General features: G+C 43.8%; 18 protein-coding genes. 14 read left to right on the forward strand and 4 right to left on the reverse strand.

Annotated elements, in window-relative coordinates; all coding sequences use genetic code 11:
* Positions 1-65 precede the first annotated feature (65 nt).
* The 3 genes from HY064_11375 (at position 66) to HY064_11385 (ending at position 1,388) form a co-directional block, all read left to right on the forward strand.
* Complete coding sequence (locus HY064_11375; GenBank protein ID MBI3511256.1) at positions 66-239, forward strand: transcriptional regulator; 174 nt, start codon at positions 66-68, stop codon at positions 237-239.
* A gap of 125 nt (positions 240-364) precedes the next feature.
* Entirely contained in the window at positions 365-844 is a 480-nt protein-coding gene (locus HY064_11380; protein ID MBI3511257.1) for a MarR family transcriptional regulator, read from the forward strand.
* A 43-nt stretch (positions 845-887) separates the two neighbouring features.
* On the forward strand, positions 888-1,388 hold the full coding sequence (locus HY064_11385) for a GNAT family N-acetyltransferase (GenBank protein MBI3511258.1): 501 nt from the start codon (positions 888-890) through the stop codon (positions 1,386-1,388).
* Here HY064_11385 and HY064_11390 read toward each other — a convergent pair whose 3' ends face one another.
* From HY064_11390 to rdgB, 4 genes are all read right to left on the reverse strand, one after another.
* The gene (locus HY064_11390) at positions 1,389-3,317 is read right to left on the reverse strand and encodes a T9SS type A sorting domain-containing protein (GenBank protein ID MBI3511259.1); all 1,929 of its coding nucleotides are present in this window, start codon (positions 3,315-3,317) and stop codon (positions 1,389-1,391) included.
* Between the two features lie 12 nt (positions 3,318-3,329).
* The gene (locus HY064_11395) at positions 3,330-4,160 is read right to left on the reverse strand and encodes a PASTA domain-containing protein (GenBank protein ID MBI3511260.1); all 831 of its coding nucleotides are present in this window, start codon (positions 4,158-4,160) and stop codon (positions 3,330-3,332) included.
* A 4-nt stretch (positions 4,161-4,164) separates the two neighbouring features.
* On the reverse strand, positions 4,165-6,861 hold the full coding sequence (locus HY064_11400; GenBank protein ID MBI3511261.1) for a D-alanine--D-alanine ligase: 2,697 nt from the start codon (positions 6,859-6,861) through the stop codon (positions 4,165-4,167).
* Positions 6,862-7,083: 222 nt separating this feature from the next.
* Positions 7,084-7,662, reverse strand: coding sequence for an RdgB/HAM1 family non-canonical purine NTP pyrophosphatase (gene rdgB, locus HY064_11405; GenBank protein MBI3511262.1), 579 nt, complete (start codon positions 7,660-7,662; stop codon positions 7,084-7,086).
* Positions 7,663-7,740: 78 nt separating this feature from the next.
* Between rdgB and HY064_11410 the strand changes: the two genes are divergently transcribed.
* From HY064_11410 to HY064_11460, 11 genes are all read left to right on the forward strand, one after another.
* Entirely contained in the window at positions 7,741-8,601 is an 861-nt protein-coding gene (locus tag HY064_11410; protein ID MBI3511263.1) for a sulfotransferase, read from the forward strand.
* Between the two features lies 1 nt (position 8,602).
* Entirely contained in the window at positions 8,603-9,421 is an 819-nt protein-coding gene (locus HY064_11415) for an ABC transporter permease (GenBank protein ID MBI3511264.1), read from the forward strand.
* Positions 9,418-10,614 carry an ATP-binding cassette domain-containing protein gene (locus tag HY064_11420; protein MBI3511265.1) on the forward strand — a complete coding sequence of 399 codons (1,197 nt, stop codon included), beginning with the start codon at positions 9,418-9,420 and terminating at the stop codon, positions 10,612-10,614. Before HY064_11415 ends, HY064_11420 begins: the two co-directional genes overlap by 4 nt.
* Positions 10,599-11,276, forward strand: a complete 678-nt coding sequence (locus HY064_11425; GenBank protein ID MBI3511266.1) for a class I SAM-dependent methyltransferase — start codon at positions 10,599-10,601, stop codon at positions 11,274-11,276. Before HY064_11420 ends, HY064_11425 begins: the two co-directional genes overlap by 16 nt.
* Positions 11,273-12,190, forward strand: a complete 918-nt coding sequence (locus HY064_11430; GenBank protein MBI3511267.1) for a class I SAM-dependent methyltransferase — start codon at positions 11,273-11,275, stop codon at positions 12,188-12,190. The genes HY064_11425 and HY064_11430 overlap by 4 nt, the downstream gene beginning before the upstream one ends.
* Positions 12,187-12,891, forward strand: coding sequence for a class I SAM-dependent methyltransferase (locus HY064_11435; protein ID MBI3511268.1), 705 nt, complete (start codon positions 12,187-12,189; stop codon positions 12,889-12,891). Before HY064_11430 ends, HY064_11435 begins: the two co-directional genes overlap by 4 nt.
* A complete protein-coding gene (locus HY064_11440) occupies positions 12,888-14,021 on the forward strand; it encodes a glycosyltransferase family 4 protein (protein ID MBI3511269.1) in 1,134 nt (377 codons plus the stop codon). Before HY064_11435 ends, HY064_11440 begins: the two co-directional genes overlap by 4 nt.
* 10 nt (positions 14,022-14,031) lie before the next feature.
* Positions 14,032-14,913: a glycosyltransferase family 2 protein gene (locus tag HY064_11445; protein MBI3511270.1), complete on the forward strand. Its 882-nt coding sequence runs from the start codon at positions 14,032-14,034 to the stop codon at positions 14,911-14,913.
* 202 nt (positions 14,914-15,115) lie between these two features.
* Positions 15,116-16,054, forward strand: coding sequence for a glycosyltransferase (locus HY064_11450; protein ID MBI3511271.1), 939 nt, complete (start codon positions 15,116-15,118; stop codon positions 16,052-16,054).
* A gap of 6 nt (positions 16,055-16,060) precedes the next feature.
* Positions 16,061-17,014 (forward strand): polysaccharide biosynthesis protein, encoded by a 954-nt coding sequence (locus HY064_11455; protein ID MBI3511272.1) that lies wholly within the window; start codon positions 16,061-16,063, stop codon positions 17,012-17,014.
* 32 nt (positions 17,015-17,046) lie between these two features.
* A complete protein-coding gene (locus HY064_11460) occupies positions 17,047-17,694 on the forward strand; it encodes an NTP transferase domain-containing protein (protein ID MBI3511273.1) in 648 nt (215 codons plus the stop codon).

Here is a 17,694-nt window from a genome sequence, read left to right on the forward strand (position 1 = left end):
TCTCCGCGTAACCTCCGCGTCCCCGCGGCAAATAAATTATCTTTGAAAAGCAAACTACAAATCAAATGGGTACTTCAGAATTTCTTCGTACAGAATCCGATTACAATTCTGCTCTTAGCCGGATCGATGAACTCATTGCCAAAAATCCTGTTGTCGGTTCAAAAGATTTTATTGAGCTTGATCAATGGGGAACACTTGTTTGCGAATACGAAGACATCCATTTTCCAATAGAAGAATAGTTCTCCTTCTCCATTTTCCCGCAAAGGCACAAAGGCGCGAAGAAAACTTAGCGCCTTGGCGTCTTAGCGGTAAAATTATTCTTAATCCGTAGTCAACTACGTAGTTTATTACCTATATTTGCCTCATGGCAATCATCGACGACATAGGCCCTCTCGCAGTAGCAGCGCGTTTGCAGCGGCTCGCAGATACGATTCGAAGAGACGGCGTGCTCGTTTACAAAGAGCATGGCATAGACTTCGAACCGAAATGGTTCCCGGTGGTTTATGTGCTGCATAAAAAAGGTGCGATGAGCGTGGTTGATCTTGCTGCGGAAGTCGGCATCGCACACCCTTCTCTTATTCAGCTCGTGAAAGAACTCGAAGCGAAAAAATTGGTCCGTTCTTCAAGCGACAAAAGCGACGGGCGCAGGCGCGTACTTGCACTCACGCCTAAAGCGCACACGCTCGTCAGAAAAATGCAACCCGTTTGGAAAAAGATCAGCGCGGCGGTGACTCAGATGGTGAAGACAGAGAATAATTTAATGAAGGCGATGGAGGAATGTGAAGACCGATTGAAAACTGAAAGTTTTTTTTCCAGAGTGAATAGACAACGTTCAACAAAATAATTGTCAGACTGAGCTTGTCGAAGGCTGACTAATAAGAAGGACTATGACACACACCATTTCTCCAATGAAAAAGAAGATCAGCGAAGATCTTTGCATTATTGAATTCAAAACAGAACATTCGAAAATTTTCAAAGATCTCAACATCGCGTGGATCTCAAAAAGTTTTTTCGTTGAAGAATCGGATGAAACTGTTCTCAGCGATCCGGAAAAATATATTCTTGAAGGCGGGGGAGCTATTCTTCTCGCGAAATACAAAGAAGAGATCGTGGGCACATGCGCACTCACGTATGAAGACCACAATATTTATGAATTGACAAAAATGGCCGTCGATGAAAATTTCCGTGGACTGAAGATCGGTTATCATCTCGGCGTAGCAACACTTGAAAAAGCAAAACTAATCGGCGCAGAAAAAGTAATTCTTCATTCCAATAAAAAGGGTTCTGCTGCCGCAATACAATTGTATTACAAATTGGGATTCAAAGAAATTCCATTGGGAAATGCACCGTGGGCAAGAGCGGATATTAAGATGGAAATTTTGGTTTGATCAGTTCACCACCAGCTTCTTCGTTCCTATCACCTCTCCTTTTTCATTGGAGATCCGCACAAAATAAATTCCGGCATTCAACGCAGCAACATCGATGGAAGTTTTCCCGGAAAATTTTATTGGCGGAAGAATTTCCCTTCCGGAAATATCCGTGACCACAGCAGCATAATTCTCATTCGCATTTTTCATTTCAAGATTCACCGTTCCATTTGCGGGGTTCGGATAAAGTGAAAAATTATTTCCCGCAGAATTTTCTGCAATGCCGGAAACATCGTACGCATTATAAAAAACCGGCCGCATCATGAGCGATCCATTGTAAATGGAAGTGTACCAGTTGCCGGTGGTGTTGTAATAGATCTTGTCGTGATGATCGGTATTGAAATCAAAACCGAGATAAAGAATGTCGGCCGTCGATTGCACCCAACCGATATAATATTTCTGTCCCGACTGCAGCGCTACTGTTCCGCTATCAATAGTGTACGTTACAAAACGATCGGTCGATTCAAATTTTCTCCCGATATGCTGGTTGCGCTGGCGATAGATCACTGAGCCCGGAGCATTACCCACATCATTCCAAACTGTAAGTTGAAAATCATAAACATCAAGATCAAGCAGGTCGCGCACAGGAAGAAAATACATCTGCACAGCTTTCAGCGTATCATTAATACCAATGGGCATCGTGAATTGATACGCAAGAGAAGAATTCGTTCCGATAAGTCCGTAACCTACTTCAGCAGTTCCATCATCGTAGGCATAATAATTATAGAATTTCTGATTCTGCACCATGGTGTCAATGTCAGTCGAACTGTGCAAAATATGCTGCACGCGAAAAGTTGTAGTGTCTGATTGAAGCGAAAATTGCGTGTAGTTCCATCCGATGGGCGGATCTGTGATTGGCGCATAACTCATGTATCCCGAAGTGGCGAAAGGCATGATCGTTTGAGTAACTCCTGCTGCATTCGGATAGATCGGAGTGAGCAACGTGTTATCTGATTTTAAAACATCGTACCAATACGTAACACTTCTTCCTGTAGAAATTGTATCGTGATTCGCGATCTGCACTTCGAAATTCGAAGCCATCATCGAAGGTTTGAAATGTGTAACAGGAACAGCCCAGTAATCCGTGAGGCCGGAACTCGCAGGATAAACAAAATCGACATGACGTGAAAAAGTATCAGCCGCACTGCGCAGACTTTTCATATACACATCATCAATATGCCAATGATCATTGCTTCCGCAACGGGATCCCCAATTGATAAAACGGAATTTCAATCCTTTCACAAAATAAGATGCGCTATCGAGCTTGAACATCACGATATGAAAAAGTGTATCAGAGATCGATGGATTGTATCCTTCAAGAAACCAAACTGTTTTCCAGTTCGTGATCGTTTGATTGGGATTCCATCCGCGCGCACTCACTTGCAGGATGAGCGAGTCCATTGTATTCGGCGCATAACCTCTTCCCTTCGCCTGGTACCAGAAACTCAGGTAAACAGAATCGGCAACAGAATATGCACTGAGATCGAGCGGGCGCGATGTAAGACTATCACAACGGCCGGTGCTGTTCGGCGCCGCAAGCGAATCATACGGCATTCCGTTTATGTCAAGGCCGTCGAATGTACACACACCAAGATCGGGAGGACAGAACGCCCATGTGCGATTCACAAAAACAGGAGGAGATATTGTAAGATCCCATATCGTGGTATCGGGTTGATGCGAATCGTAAGAAAAATTATCGCGCAATCCTGCAGAAGGAAGCGCAACCGTATCGTTGGGGAAAGTGGCAGTTCTCTGCGTAGATCGCAACAGGGATTCCTGTTTCTGAATCGCATTCTCCGTGAGCGGAATTAATTTTTCTCCGTTCGAAGAAGTCTGCGCGAAAATTAATGTTGCAGAAAAAAATATTATGGATGAAAAAATAAATTTCATTTTCAATCTAATTTACGGTCTTTTCACTTTGGTTGTATCGCCGCTGCTGATCTGCAATTTGTCTCCTGAAACACGAAGATCAATCGTCGATCCCTGCAACATTCTTTTATCTCTTCCTGCAGGAGGATCCTGGTTGTAGATGATCGCATTCAGCGTATCCTTCACACCGGGATCAGGAATGAGCACCCATTCCACACCGAGGTCTGTCATTTTTCCGCGCGCTGCACGAAACGTCATTCCCACAAGTTGAGGAACTGCAAAACCGGAGCTGCTGTTGGCAGAACCTTTTCCGACATTCAACGTGATGAGTGATCCTTTTTCGATCATCGTTCCGGGTGCAATATGTTTTTTATCGTATAGCATACTCACCACGAGATCCTGTCTTTCATCATCGACCATGGTGATGCTCGTGCGTAATCCGTAACTCTCGCAAACGCGAACCGCTTGCCGGTCCGACATTGGCTTATTGCTTTTTGTTCCATCCAGATCGGGCATTGCAATTTTCGGTGGCTGACTGGAAGTAACGTAGAGATAAATTTTTCTTCCCTGCTTCACTTTGTCGCCAGGATCAGGATCCTGTTTGATGACGGTTCCTTTTTCTTGTTTCGGATCGTAAATGGAATCGATGATCTCGTAGGAAATATTTTTATCGGCAACAAAATCATCGAGCTGGCGGATCTTTAAATTTCTAAAATCAGGAACAGTGATCGTGTCGTTGTGATGCGTGTACGATGCGAGCCACAGAAAAATGCACCAGATCACCAATGGCAATGCGACGATCGCAATCCCGATATTGATAAGGAACGTGCGGCTTTTGAGGAAAGTGAAAATATTTTTAAACATGGGATCAGGCAGTTTTTTTGACCTGCCGTTGCTTGCGGGCGAATGCGAAGTCGAGAATTCTGTCAATGAAATCATACGGTTTGTAACGCTGGATCGCGGCCTGGTGAAAGATGCACGTGGCGGGTGTCATTCCCGGGAGAGAATTCACCTCCACAAAAATTATTTCCGATTTTCCATCGGCGTACACGCGTACGAACGCATCAATGCGCGCGTAACCCTGTACATGCAACAGACGCGCGGCTGCCCCGAGAGTTGCCTTAACATTATCCGAAATTTTTCTGCGTTTCACAGGATCGTGATCATAACGTGCGGGCGTGATGTTCTGTCCCTGCCCGGCAAGAAATTTTTCTTCGAGCGAAAGCACTTCTCCTTCTGATAAAGCTTCGGAAGCTTCGAACACTTCATACTCCAGTTCACCTTTATCGTCATACTTCGTGATCAGTCCGCCGGTGACCTCGAGAAAATGTGCGGCATCTTTTTTACTGATGAGTTCTTCAACGAGAAAAACTTTTTTCCGCGGAAATTCTTCTTTGGGTTTTACCCTGAGCAATTCTGCTTTTGACGCATCGAATTCCTCTGTTTTGCGGAAGATCAATTCTGCAAAGGCCGCCAGTTCTTCTTTGTTCCTGATCCTTCTCACTGCGCTGCTGCATCCATCATCGACAGGTTTTGCAATGAAGGGCCATTTTATTTTCTCATCGATACGGCGGAGAACTTCGTTTTTATTTTCATTCCATTCTTTCTCGCCTACGAGCAGGTGCGCGGCTGCGAGAAATCCATTCTGCATCAGGATCTCATTCGTCCGGAATTTATCGATCGTGATCTCTGAACTGCTTTTCCCGGAACCGTTGTATGGAATTCCAAGCGCATCAAGTTTTTCCTGCACAGCGCCATCTTCACCGGGACGGCCGTGCAGCGCAATGAAAACCACATCGGCCATTGCGGCAAGTTCTTCGTAAGAAATTTTCTTAGGAGCAGCAAGCGCACCGGGTGAAGAGAATTTTTTTGTGATCCATTCGCAACGGCGGATAATATTTTTCACAACCGGGTGAACTTTCCAACTCATAATTTTTTCCCTGATGTCGTCGGCATTATCCTTCAGCAAAACATTTACGGGAATAGTATAAAGTTCATGATCGTTATTATCGCCGGAAAGAAAAACCGGGAGCGGAGCATACTTGGTGGAAGAGGAAAGTTTTTCATACACATTCCTTCCGCTCTCGACTGAAATATGGCGCTCGGATGAATAGCCACCGAGGAGAACAGCCGTTTTTATTTTTCTTTCCTGCTTTTCTTTCGAACGGTCGATCGCCTCATTCAATTGCTTCAGCATTTCTTCAGCGTGTCCCGAATTCTTTTCCTGCTTCATCCGGCAGCGGAGAGAAGTGTGAATGATATACGTGAGAAACCGGGAAGGATCCAACCCGATCTCAGCGGCCTGGTGAAAGAAAAAAGAAGACGGCATCATTCCCGAAGTGGTGTTCGGATCATTAAGGAAAATTTTTCCTTCCGGTGAAATGAATCCATCGATGCGCGCATACACATCGAAATCCAGTGATGAAAAAAGACGCTCGCATTCTTTCCGGATCTCTTCGATCTGTTCATCGGGTAATTCTATCGGCGTGATCTTGCGTGAAAGCCCCGGAAGATATTTTGAACGGTAATCAAAAAGTTCTTTGCCCTTACGGATCTCTGTGGGTGGAAGAGCAACCGGTTTTCCATTCTCATCTTCCACCACGATACAGGAAAATTCTTTCCCGGTGATGAATCCTTCGATCAGCACTTCCGATTCACCATCCAGCGAAACCAGGTGGATTACATTATCATTTTTTTCAAAATATTTTTCAATCCTTTCGAGAAGAACATCAGGGTGGTGAATAATTTCAGAATTTCCACTCGTGCGCATCTGCACGGGCATGCCTATGCCTTCGCGTATATCGGCAAGCACGCGCACGTAATCATTTTTTTCCTGTGTTGAGAAAGTTTTCCATTCAGCAGCAGCGAGGTGTCTCTCAAAAAAACTTCTTTCCACCGCATTGGCAAACGACTCTTGATTTTTTTCCCTGAGAATACTCACCCCGATGGATGAACCCTGGTTCGCAGCTTTCACCACTAAAGGAAAGCCGATCTCTTTTTCAGCACGTGCAAAACAAGAATGAGGATCCTTGGTCCATTCATTTTTCGTAACGGAAAAAAACTGCGGAGAATTAAATCCGGCATTCACCATCAGTTTTTTCTGGATCACTTTATTGATGCCGATTGCCGAAGGAAGAACGCCACTCCCGGTATATGGAATGCCGAGATATTCAAACATTCCCTGGATGCGGCCATCCTCCCCGAAAGGCCCGTGAAGGCAGAGAAATGCGAGGTCGAAATTATTTTTCAGTTCAGAAGGAAGAATTTTTTCCCCGAGCACCGTTATCATTTCATCGATCACTTTCTCACCGGGATTCAAACTTTCGGCATAGACCTGGAATTCGCCGGGAGAATCCGGCACCATTTCAACAGGAGGATAAAAATCGCGGATGCTTCCTTTGTAAATGAATTCCCAATTGAGCAGGATGAAATTTCCGAAACTATCCACAAAAACAGGAACAGCATCGAAAAGCGATTTGTCGAGATTATCAAAGACGGTTCTTCCACCTGCAAATGAGATCTCCCGCTCTTTTGAAAAACCACCGAAAATGATACCAATACGGATCTTCATAATCAAAGCAAAGATAGGAGTTTGAATGCGGGAGTGCGACGTCCTCCCAATGGGTTTTCAAGAAGTGTTGTTAAAAACTGTATAAGTGTAGGGGAGGATTACGGACGTGTTACGGAGAATACAAATTACGGATGTAAACAGATGTACAAATAAGTCCACATCTGTAAAATCTGTCTATTCGTAATCAGTATTCTCCGTATAAATCAGTAACCACCTTCATAAAATTATCCGAAGCCAATAAATGAAATCTCGTACCGCTTTCGCCCTGTGGCTGAATTTATTTTTTTCTTCCGGTTCCATCTCAGCAAATGTGCGCGTTTCATTTTCCGGAATAAAAACAGGATCGTAGCCAAAACCTTTATTTCCTTTTTTTTCTTTTGAAATTTTGCCATTCACAATTCCCTCGAAGATCATTTCCTTTTTTCCATCGGTAAAAGCTATAATGGTCCTGAATCTTGCAGAACGGTCTTTGCTGTTTTTCATTTCCAAAAGTAATTTTTCCATATTGGTGACAGGATCTTTTGCTTCGCCCGCATAACGCGCCGAAAGCACTCCCGGTTTGCCTCCGAGTGAATGAACCTCAAGCCCGGTATCATCGGCGAAACATGCTTTGCCGGTGCGCCGGAAAATTTCTTTCGCCTTGTGCATTGCATTTTCCTCAAGCGTAAGGAACGGTTCATCAATTTCTTCATTCAGATTCAATTCGCCGAGTGAAAAAACGCGCGCTTTTCCTGAAAGAAGCGAACGGATCTCTTTTATTTTTCCGTCGTTGTGCGTCGCGAATATTAAATCCATTTTCGTTCTGAAATTGTTGTTAACTTGGTAACGTATATGGCCCCGGCAAAGGTATCAAACACTGGCAGGATCGAGCTCATGATCGTTGGCGCCCAAAAAGCAGGGACTACTTCGCTCAAACATTATCTCGGAGAACATCCTCAACTGCAAACGCACCCGCAGAAGGAATTCAGTTATTTCACCGACCCGCATGAATATGCACGCGGTTTCAATAAAGCAACGCGGAAATATTTTATCAGGCCTGAAACAGATAAACTTTTCGTCGCAAAAAATGCGCTGCTCTATAGCAACATGGGCGGACTCGAGCGCCTTTACCGGCACAATCCCCAAGTAAAACTCGTTTTTATTCTCCGCCACCCGGTCGAGCGTACTTACTCTGCATACCTCATGGAGCGGAATGCCGGATCTGTTCGTGAACCATTTTCTCTTCTCGCTGATCTTGTCCGCGAGCCGGAAAAAAATGAAAAGGATTGGAGATATGCATTGCTCGTAGGAATGAGCCGTTACACCGATCATCTCCGGAATATTTATTCCATTTTCCCGAAAGAAAATTTAGTGTACATGCTTTTCGATGAATTCAAAAATGATCCGTCGGTACTTTGCAAAAAATGTTTTTCGATGCTCGGCGTCGATGATTCTTTCATGCCCGGTGTGAACATTCGCTATAACGAAACAAAAAAAGTTTCTTCGCACACGTATGCGCGCATCCTGAAAAAACTTTTACGCAATGAAAATCCGCTGAAAAAAATGGCGAGGGGAGTCATGTCAGACCAGACGGCGTATGGTGTTGGAGAAATGCTCCGCAATGTGAATCGCACCAGCAGAAATTACCCCGAAATGGATGAGGAAACACGAAAAATTCTCATTGAATATTTTAAACCTTACAATGACCGGCTCTCGCAGATGACCGGTCTCGATCTTTCTTTCTGGAATGAGTAAAATGGAATACGAAATATTGCCCGAAAAAAAATTCAGTCCCGGACTGGAAGAAATGAGTCATTTCAGGGAACTCATTTATTTTTTTACGTGGAGAGATATCAAAGTCCGTTACAAACAAACGGTCATCGGTTTTGCATGGACACTTTTGCAACCGCTGCTCATGATGCTCGTTGTTACTTTATCATTCGGAAAACTGATGGAAGGGAAAACGTACCTCCCCTACCCGCTTTCTGCTTTCTGCGGATTGCTGCTCTGGAATATTTTTTCTTCCGGTGTCACCAATGCAGGCAATAGCATGGTGACGAATGCACACATCATCCGTAAAATTTATTTTCCGCGCCTCATCATCCCTCTTTCTTCGGTTCTCGGCGCACTTTTCGATTTCATGATCGGAATTCCATTGTTGATCGTGATGCTTGCCTGGTATCATTTTCCGTTTCATCTCAACACTGCTGTCATTGGAATTCCTTCTGCCATTCTTCTCACCGTCATCTCTACTTTCGGAATGGGAACTTTACTCGCTGCGCTGAATGTGAAGTACCGCGACTTCCGCTACATCATCACGTTCATGATCCAGATACTTTTTTTCATGACACCTGTTATCTATCCATTACGTTTCGCCGATGGTCATTACTGGTTGAAAATTCTTTTGTCCTGCAATCCCATGACCAGCGCCATTGAACTTTTCCGTTCTTCTTTCAATGGAATGATGCCCGACACCACAATGCTTCTTATCAGCATCTCCTCTTCCCTTTTTATTCTCATTGCTGCGTTCTGGTATTTCCGTAAAACAGAATCTTATTTCGCCGACCTTGCATGACGCCTATCCTTGAAATAAAAAATGTTTCAAAATCATTCAGGATCCTGCATGAGCGGCAGCCGTACATGAGCCTGCGCGATTCGATCGCATCTGTATTTTCCGGGGGCAGCAGTTCTAAAGAAACTTTCTGGGCGCTGAAAAATATTTCTTTCGATGTCATGGAAGGCGACTCCATCGGCATCATCGGAAAAAACGGCGCAGGAAAATCTACTTTGCTTAAAATTCTTTCGAGGATCACACCGCCTACTTCCGGAAAGATCGTCGTGCGCGGGCGCGTTGCAAGTTTACTCGAAGTGGGAACAGGATTTCATCCTGAACTTACCGGCAGAGAAAATGTTTTTCTCAATGGTTCCATTCTCGGGATGAAACGTGCAGAGATCGCTGCAAAATTCGACGAGATCATTGCATTTTCGGGAACAGAAAAATTTCTCGACACGCCGCTGAAACATTACAGCAGCGGAATGCAATTACGGCTTGCTTTTGCAGTTGCTGCATTTCTCGAACCGGAAATTCTCATCATCGATGAAGTGCTCGCCGTTGGCGATAATGAATTTCAGAAACGTTGCATAGGGAAAATGGAAGATATCAGTCGCAGCGGCAGAACACTTCTTTTTGTGAGCCATAACATCGGTGCCGTAAATCAACTCTGCAAATCGGCTATTCTTATCGAATCGGGAATGATAAAAACGTCAGGAAAAACTGCCGACGTATCGCGCGCTTATCTTGATAGCGGAATGAATTCCGGTGTTTATGAATTCAGCGGGAGCAAACCGGAAGGAATGTTTTTCAGGAAAGTGCAAACGATGAAAAATGAAAAAGCCACAGGAGAATTCATGCACAATGAAGCGATCACTATTTCTGCTGTTCTTTCCATTGATAAATTTCAAAGAGGTGCGTGGATCTGTTTTGCATTGCTCGACAAATTAAAATTCCGCGTTTGCTCGCTCATCAAACCACTCGAAGAATTTTACAATAGCAACCCGGTTGTGAATGTAAGCGTGGAGATTCCCGCGAGTCTCATCGCGCCGAATCATTATTCATTGCTCGCAGCAATTTATTTTCCCGGAGGAGGACACACCGATTGGATAGAAGATATCTGTTCGCTTACCGTAACTGACAACGGAACTGAATTTTCTGCTTACACTGATTACGGAAACATCATCATACACAACGCAAAATGGTCAAAGGTGTGATCCGTTATTTCGAAGATTCCTCGAGGAAGAAACGCTTCACGCGCATCTACGAAACCGTGCGCGCACATACGATGGTGCCTGAGCAGGAATTCATGGATAATCTTTTTCTTGCCGAACAATACGGAAAAGAAAAAGGTGCGGTCGCCGAATGCGGCGTGTGGAAAGGCGGAATGACTGCGGCAATGGCGATGCTGCTCGGGAATGAGCGTGACTATTTTCTGTTCGATAGTTTTGAAGGACTTCCTCCGGCAAAAGATATTGACGGTGAAAAAGCAAAAGCATGGCAGGCCGATAAATCTTCTCCTTTCTATTTCGACAATTGCAAAGCGAATGAGAAAGAAGCGATAGAAGCCATGAAATTATCAGGAGCAAAAAATTTTAAAACCATTCCCGGATTTTTTTCAGATACTTTGCCGCATTTCAAAACAAAAGAACCGCTCAGAATTCTTCGCCTCGATGGAGACTGGTACGATTCCACCATGGATTGCCTGAAATTTCTTTACCCGCTCGTTGCTGAAAACGGATTGATCCTTATTGACGATTATTACCTGTGGGATGGATGCCGGCGCGCCGTTCACGATTATTTTTCCAAAGAAAATATTTCTGCGCGCATACGCCAATTCAACAACGGAAATGTTCATTTCATCCTGAAAGAAAAATGAGCAACGTCCTCTCCCCTCTTACCGGAAAACCGAGCACGCTCGTCGCACAATTCCCTGCTGAGGAAGTCATTTCGCTTTACAAAAAAGAATTAGGTGTTGACGTTTCCCGTTTTTTCAGAAATGATCCGCTTGTTTCCATTTACGAATGTGTTGACTCCGGTTATAAATTTTATTTTCCTTTTTCATTTTTCGGGGATGAAAATTTTTACGCCGAACTGGAAAAACAGGAAGGTTATTATCCGCAATGGAAATGGGAGAATGAAAGTGCGCTGAAATTCATCAGCGAGGGCGATCATCTTCTCGATGTAGGTTGCGGCGGAGGTGCATTCATACATCAACTGCTTTCTAAAAAAAAGATCACGGCAATCGGCATCGACACCAATTCCAAAGCCATTGCGGCGGCGAATGCCATGCATGAAAATACTTTCATCGTGAGTGATATCGGAACTTTACCGGCTAAACATAAAAATTCATTCGATGTCATTACGTGTTTCCAGGTGCTTGAACACATCTGGGAACCACTTTCTTTTCTCGAACAACTACTTTCCTTTCTTAAAAAAAAAGGAACACTCATCATTGCTGTTCCCAACAATCATCCCTACCTGTACGAACATGATATGATGCATACGCTCAATCTTCCTCCTCACCACGCCGGACTCTGGAATGAACATTCGCTCGGATTTCTTCAGAAATTATTTCCGCTCGAAAAGATTTCATCAGAGATACAGCCCATCGGGGAACAATTGAATTATTACGAGATGGTTCAACTTGCACACCTGGAGAAAAAAAGCCCTGTCTTCAGGAGCGCGATCGGAAAAAAAATTGCCACACCCATCTACGGAAAATTTATCCGCGCAGGAAAGAAAAAAATAAAAGGCCACAGCATAGTGATCGCATTCAGAAAAACAACATGAACACCGAAGAAGAATTCATCAATGTACCACTCGATAAAGGCCATATTCACCTTTACCTCGTGCGTAATGCGATCTATAACGCGCTGAAGAATGATCTTGCTGAAATGCATGGCGACTTGCTCGACATCGGTTGCGGTTATTCTCCTTACAAAAAACTTTTTCTTTCCAATCCTTCTCTAAAAAAATATACCGGGCTCGATCTCGAAGATCATCGCTCTTACAATAACAAACCGGATCTCACCTGGGATGGAAAAAAAATTCCTCTTGCTGATGGAAGTGTTCACACCGTCATTCTCACAGAAGTGCTTGAACATTCTCCTGCACCAATTGAACTTTTAAAGGAAGCAGATCGTGTACTCTCAGCCGGCGGAAAAATTTTCATCACCGTTCCGTTCTTCTGGATGCTGCACGAAGTTCCTTATGACGAATTCCGTTACACGCCGTTTTCATTGGGTAGAATAGTGGATGAAGCCGGATTTTCCGTTTTGAAAATGAAAGCGCTCGGCGGATGGAATGCAAGTCTCGTGCAGCTATTTGCCAATTGGGTATATTACAGTGATGAAAAACTAAGTAAACGGCAATGGGCGCTTCGTCTCCTCTGGCCATTTCTCAAAAAATTGATCCGTCGCGATAAAATTCCCGTAGAATTCAAAAGCGGACAAATGATCACAGGAATTTATTGCCTTGCAGAAAAAAAATGAGCCGCACTGAAAATAAATCAAGTGAAAAAAAACGCATTCTTTTTTTCACGCCGTATTCCGGGAGAACCGGATCGGAGATGATGCTGTATGCTGTTCTGCGGAATCTCGACAAAACACTTTTTGATGTGCAGCTCATTTCACTGCGCGACGGGGAACTTGCTTCCGATAAAAAAAATGATTTCGATATTATTTCTCTTCACGAAACTTCGCTGGCGGCAAGAACGGAAAATTATATCCGCAGGAAAATTACCGGCATTACCAATCTGGAAAAAAAAGTAATGGAAGTGCATCGCACTTTCCGACCGCATGCGTGGTACCTGAATACGATCGTCATGCCTGAAGTGGCATCCATTGCCACCAAGCATAAGATTCCATTTGTACTTCATTTTCACGAATTGCAATCGCAGTTCAATCTTATTTTCGATCACGACCTGGAAATGCAGGCAACCAAAAGTCTTTTCAATATCGGTTGTGCGAAAGTGGTGTGTGGTGTCATAGAAAAATTAACCGGAAGAAAAGCAGAATTACTTTATGAATGCGTTGATCTTTCTTCCGTGAAAGTGAAGAAAGAAACCGGGAAACGTTTTCTCTCCGAAAACAATATTCCCGCCGGGAACAAGATCGTTATCATGAGCGGGCAGCGATCAGAAATAAAGGGATTCGATATTTTTATTCGCGTTGCAGAAAAACTCCGCGCGAAAAAATTTCATTTCCTCTGGCTGGGCGCTTCGAAGAACACGGGGTTCAATCTCTATTGGGAAAAGATCGCTTCCGGAATGAAAAATGTAACGCTCGCTCATCCTTCTCCTTCCGATTATTATTCGATTCTCGATCTCGCCGATCTTTTTTTCCTGAGTTCGCATTCTGATCCTTTTCCACTCGTAATGACCGAAGCTGCATTTCTCGGCAAACCAATCATTGCTCTTGATTCGGGCGGTGCTTCCGAATTCTGCACTCCCGGAACAGGAAAAATAATTTCATCGTGGAATACAGATGATATTGCCAATGAAATCGGAAATTACATCGGTTCGCAGCAAGATACTTCGCTTTCTGTTTCCCGCGCGAAAGAATTCGAAGCAGCGTTGCAGGCAAAAAAGCTGGAAGAAATTCTCATTCGCCATTTATCCTGATCATTAAAAGATGTCCTCGCCTAAGGTATCGGTCATTATCGTCAACTACAACACGTACACACTCACGCGCGCGTGCATCGCATCCGTGATCCGTTTTACCAAAGAAATTTCTTTCGAGATCATTCTTGTGGACAATGGATCGACTGAAAAAAAAGAAGGTGAATTTCTCAAAGAATTTCCCGGCGTTATTTATTTACATTCCGAAAAAAATTCCGGTTTTGCATCAGGAAATAATATCGGCATTGCAAAAGCCAATGGAGAAATTATTCTTTTACTCAACAGCGATACGGAACTGAAAGAAGATTCGATCAGTTATTGTTACAAAAAATTAAACGAGGAGGAACAAACGGCCGTACTCACGTGCATGCTCATTTTTCCCAATGGAGAGATCCAGCACCAGTGCCAGCGTTTCCCTTCTCTGTTCCGTGAATTCCTGCTCGCGACAAGATTGATCCGTTGCTTTTGGCGCGCATCACGCGGAAAATATTTTCTCGGTGTATGGTTCGATCATCTATCCCCGCGTTCCGTGGATTCCGTGTGGGGAACTTTTTTTATGTTCCGGAAAAAAGAACTGGATATCTTCTCAAATAAAAAACTTCCGGAAACTTATTTCATGTATGAAGAAGATGTAGAATGGTGTTATGCGTTCCGTAAAAGAGGAAAAAATATTTTTTATGATCCCGGAACAAAAGTCGTTCATCACATGGGCGGATCGGTGATGGAAGATAAAATGCAGAAGATGTTTGTGAATGAAAAAGATTTTATCATTCGTAATCATGGAAAATTTTACTGGAAGTGCTGGAAATTTTTCCGCCTGCTTAATTACAGGATATCGAAGAGGAATAACCCGTTGTATGAGGGGCTGTATGAGGTTTTGAGAAAAATAGTGTGAATGGATGCTTCTTCGTGCCTTGGTGGCAAGAAAGTTTTTTGTCACTAAGGCGCAAGGACACGAAGTTGAACCGCAAAAGAACAAGCCGAACAAATAATCCTCACCCCCCCAACCCGCCTTTCTTTCGTAAATTCGTTCCATCGAAAAGGATCCCTCTATTCCCCCGAATCCTTCGCCTGCACCCGATGATCCGGCGTTGCAGTTGAGCATCATTCTTCCTACCAAAGACAGGCAGAAAATTCTTTTTCAGTCGCTCGAAACTTTGATCAGTTCTACCAATGCTGTCCATTGTGAGATTTTTATTATTGACAATTCGGAAACTTCTTCGATTACTCTTCCCTCTCATTTGCAGAAGAAAAATATCTGCGTAGAAAAAAATCCCGGCAACCGCAACAGTGTTTTCTCTTCGCGGAATTTCGGCGCGTCACTCTCCAAGGGAAAAACTCTTCTCTTCATGGATGATGACATACTCTGCACACCCGAAAGCATAAAGTTCATCCTGGAGTTTCACCGCGATCATGCTTCAACCGCTGCCAACGTGAGCTGGGAATATCCGCCTGCACTCGTAGAAAAACTCAGGAAGAATTTCTTCGGAAAATTTCTTATCCGCTCAGGATTCACATCGATGAAAGAATTAATGAAAGAAAATAAATGGAAAGAAAATTGTGTTTTTGAATCGGGAGAAGTGGCGAGTTATTTTCTTTCTATCGATAAAAAAGATTTTTTTCTTTGTGGCGGATACGACGAACGGCATTTGCACGAAGGAACAGATATTGATCTTATCGAACGTTTGCGCAACAACAACATCCGCATGTACATCAATTCGGAACTTTGCATTTTTCATAATGAAGAAGACCGGATAGAAATGAAAAACTGGATGGAACGAAAAAAACGCTTCGGTGAGATCTCTGCTCATGCCGTGAACATGGGAAGAAGCGAAGGGCATGAACTTCATTATACTGCCAGGAGGAGATTTGCTTTTAATTTAATCTATTTTTTCCGCTCTCCTATACGCTTTTTCATCGGTTGCATGCCTGCTAATTGGACTTTCATTGATAAATTTATGTTCCGTACTGCGGACGCGCTCACGGGCGCATACATACACAAGGGCTATTCTTCAACGATCAAAAAAAAGAACTGAATACGTATGGAACGAATGCTGATCACAGGAGGTACAGGTTTTCTCGGGCGCGCGCTCGCGGTGAAACTGAAAAATAAATTCGAGGTGCTTATTTGCGGAAGAAATAATTCACAGAATTCATTCGCGCAAATGCAGACGGGATGTAAAGCCGTGCCGATGGATGTAGCGCGCATTGAATCGGTGAAAGATATTTTTTATTCCTTCCAACCTCATCACGTGATCCACGCGGCTGCAACAAAATTCGTGGATATCTCCGAAAAAGAACCGTTCGAAGCGATCGATATCAACGTGATCGGTTCCGAAAATATTGCACGCATGGCGATCGAACACCAATGTAAAACGGTGATCGGAATTTCCACCGATAAAGCGGCGCCACCGGTTTCAAATACGTATGCGCTTACGAAGGCGCTCATGGAAAGAACTTTTTGCGCGCTCGATGCAAAAACAAAAACGCATTTCGCCTGTGTGCGCTTCGGGAACATCGCCTGGTCGAGCGGATCTGTTTTCCCGATCTGGAAAAAAATGGCGGCGATGAATAAAAAAATTGAAACAACCGGCTCGCACATGCGAAGATATCTTCTTACTGTTGAAGAAGCGGCGGACCTTGTTATTCTCGCTCATGAAAATATAAATGAAGTAAAAGGAGGCGTTCTGATCCGTGACATGAAAGCGCTGCAGATCGAAGACGTGTTGAAAATTTTTGCAGCTAATTCAAATGTTCCGTGGGAAAAAATTGCGCCGCGCCCGGGCGAGCGTGAAGATGAATTTCTCCTCGGGGAAACGGAACTTCGTTATTCGGAGAAAAAAGTTTTCGGCGGCATCACGCATTATCTTTTCACACCCAATAAAATTTCAGCGCAACCGGTCACTGAAATACTTTCCACTTTAACTGCCCCGCGTTTTTCGGAAGAAGAATTGAAAATGCTCGTAAAAGAACCAGAAAATATACTGGTACAGTGATGGAAGAAAAAAAAATACGTCACGCGCTCATCATGGCTGCGGGCAGGGGCATGCGCATGATGCCGCTCACCGGAACCGTTCCGAAACCATTGGTAAAACTGAATGGCGTAACGCTTATTTCAAAAGGAATAAATTTTTTACGGAATAATATTCCCAACATCCACATCACGGTCGGTTATAAAGGAAATGAAGTGGCGGAGCACGTTTCAGAATTGGGCGTGAATTCTGTTTTCAATACCGAGGGACATGGCAATGCGTGGTGGATCTACAATACGCTGATGAAAGATCTCAATGAACCGGTGCTTGTTCTCACTTGCGACAATATCGTGGATCTCGATATTTCGCTTCTCTCGAAAGATTATTTTTCATTCGGCGCTCCTGCATGTCTCGTTGTTCCCGTGAAACCTGTGCAAGGACTTGATGGCGATTTTATTTTTCATTCCTCCAATCGTGTTACGAAACTTTCGCGCACCGAAAAGAGTGATGTGTATTGTTCCGGGATTCAGATCCTCAACCCGGCTAAAGTGAATAGCGAAACTAAACCGACCGATAATTTTTACGAATTGTGGAATGAATTGATCGCAAAGCAAAAATTATTTTCCTCCAATATTTATCCGTCCAGGTGGACCGCGATCGATACGATGGAACAGTTGAATGACCTTTCCGAGAATTCAGAATGA

This window comes from Bacteroidota bacterium (genome assembly GCA_016194975.1).
In the GTDB taxonomy this organism is placed as follows: Bacteria; Bacteroidota; Bacteroidia; order Palsa-965; family Palsa-965.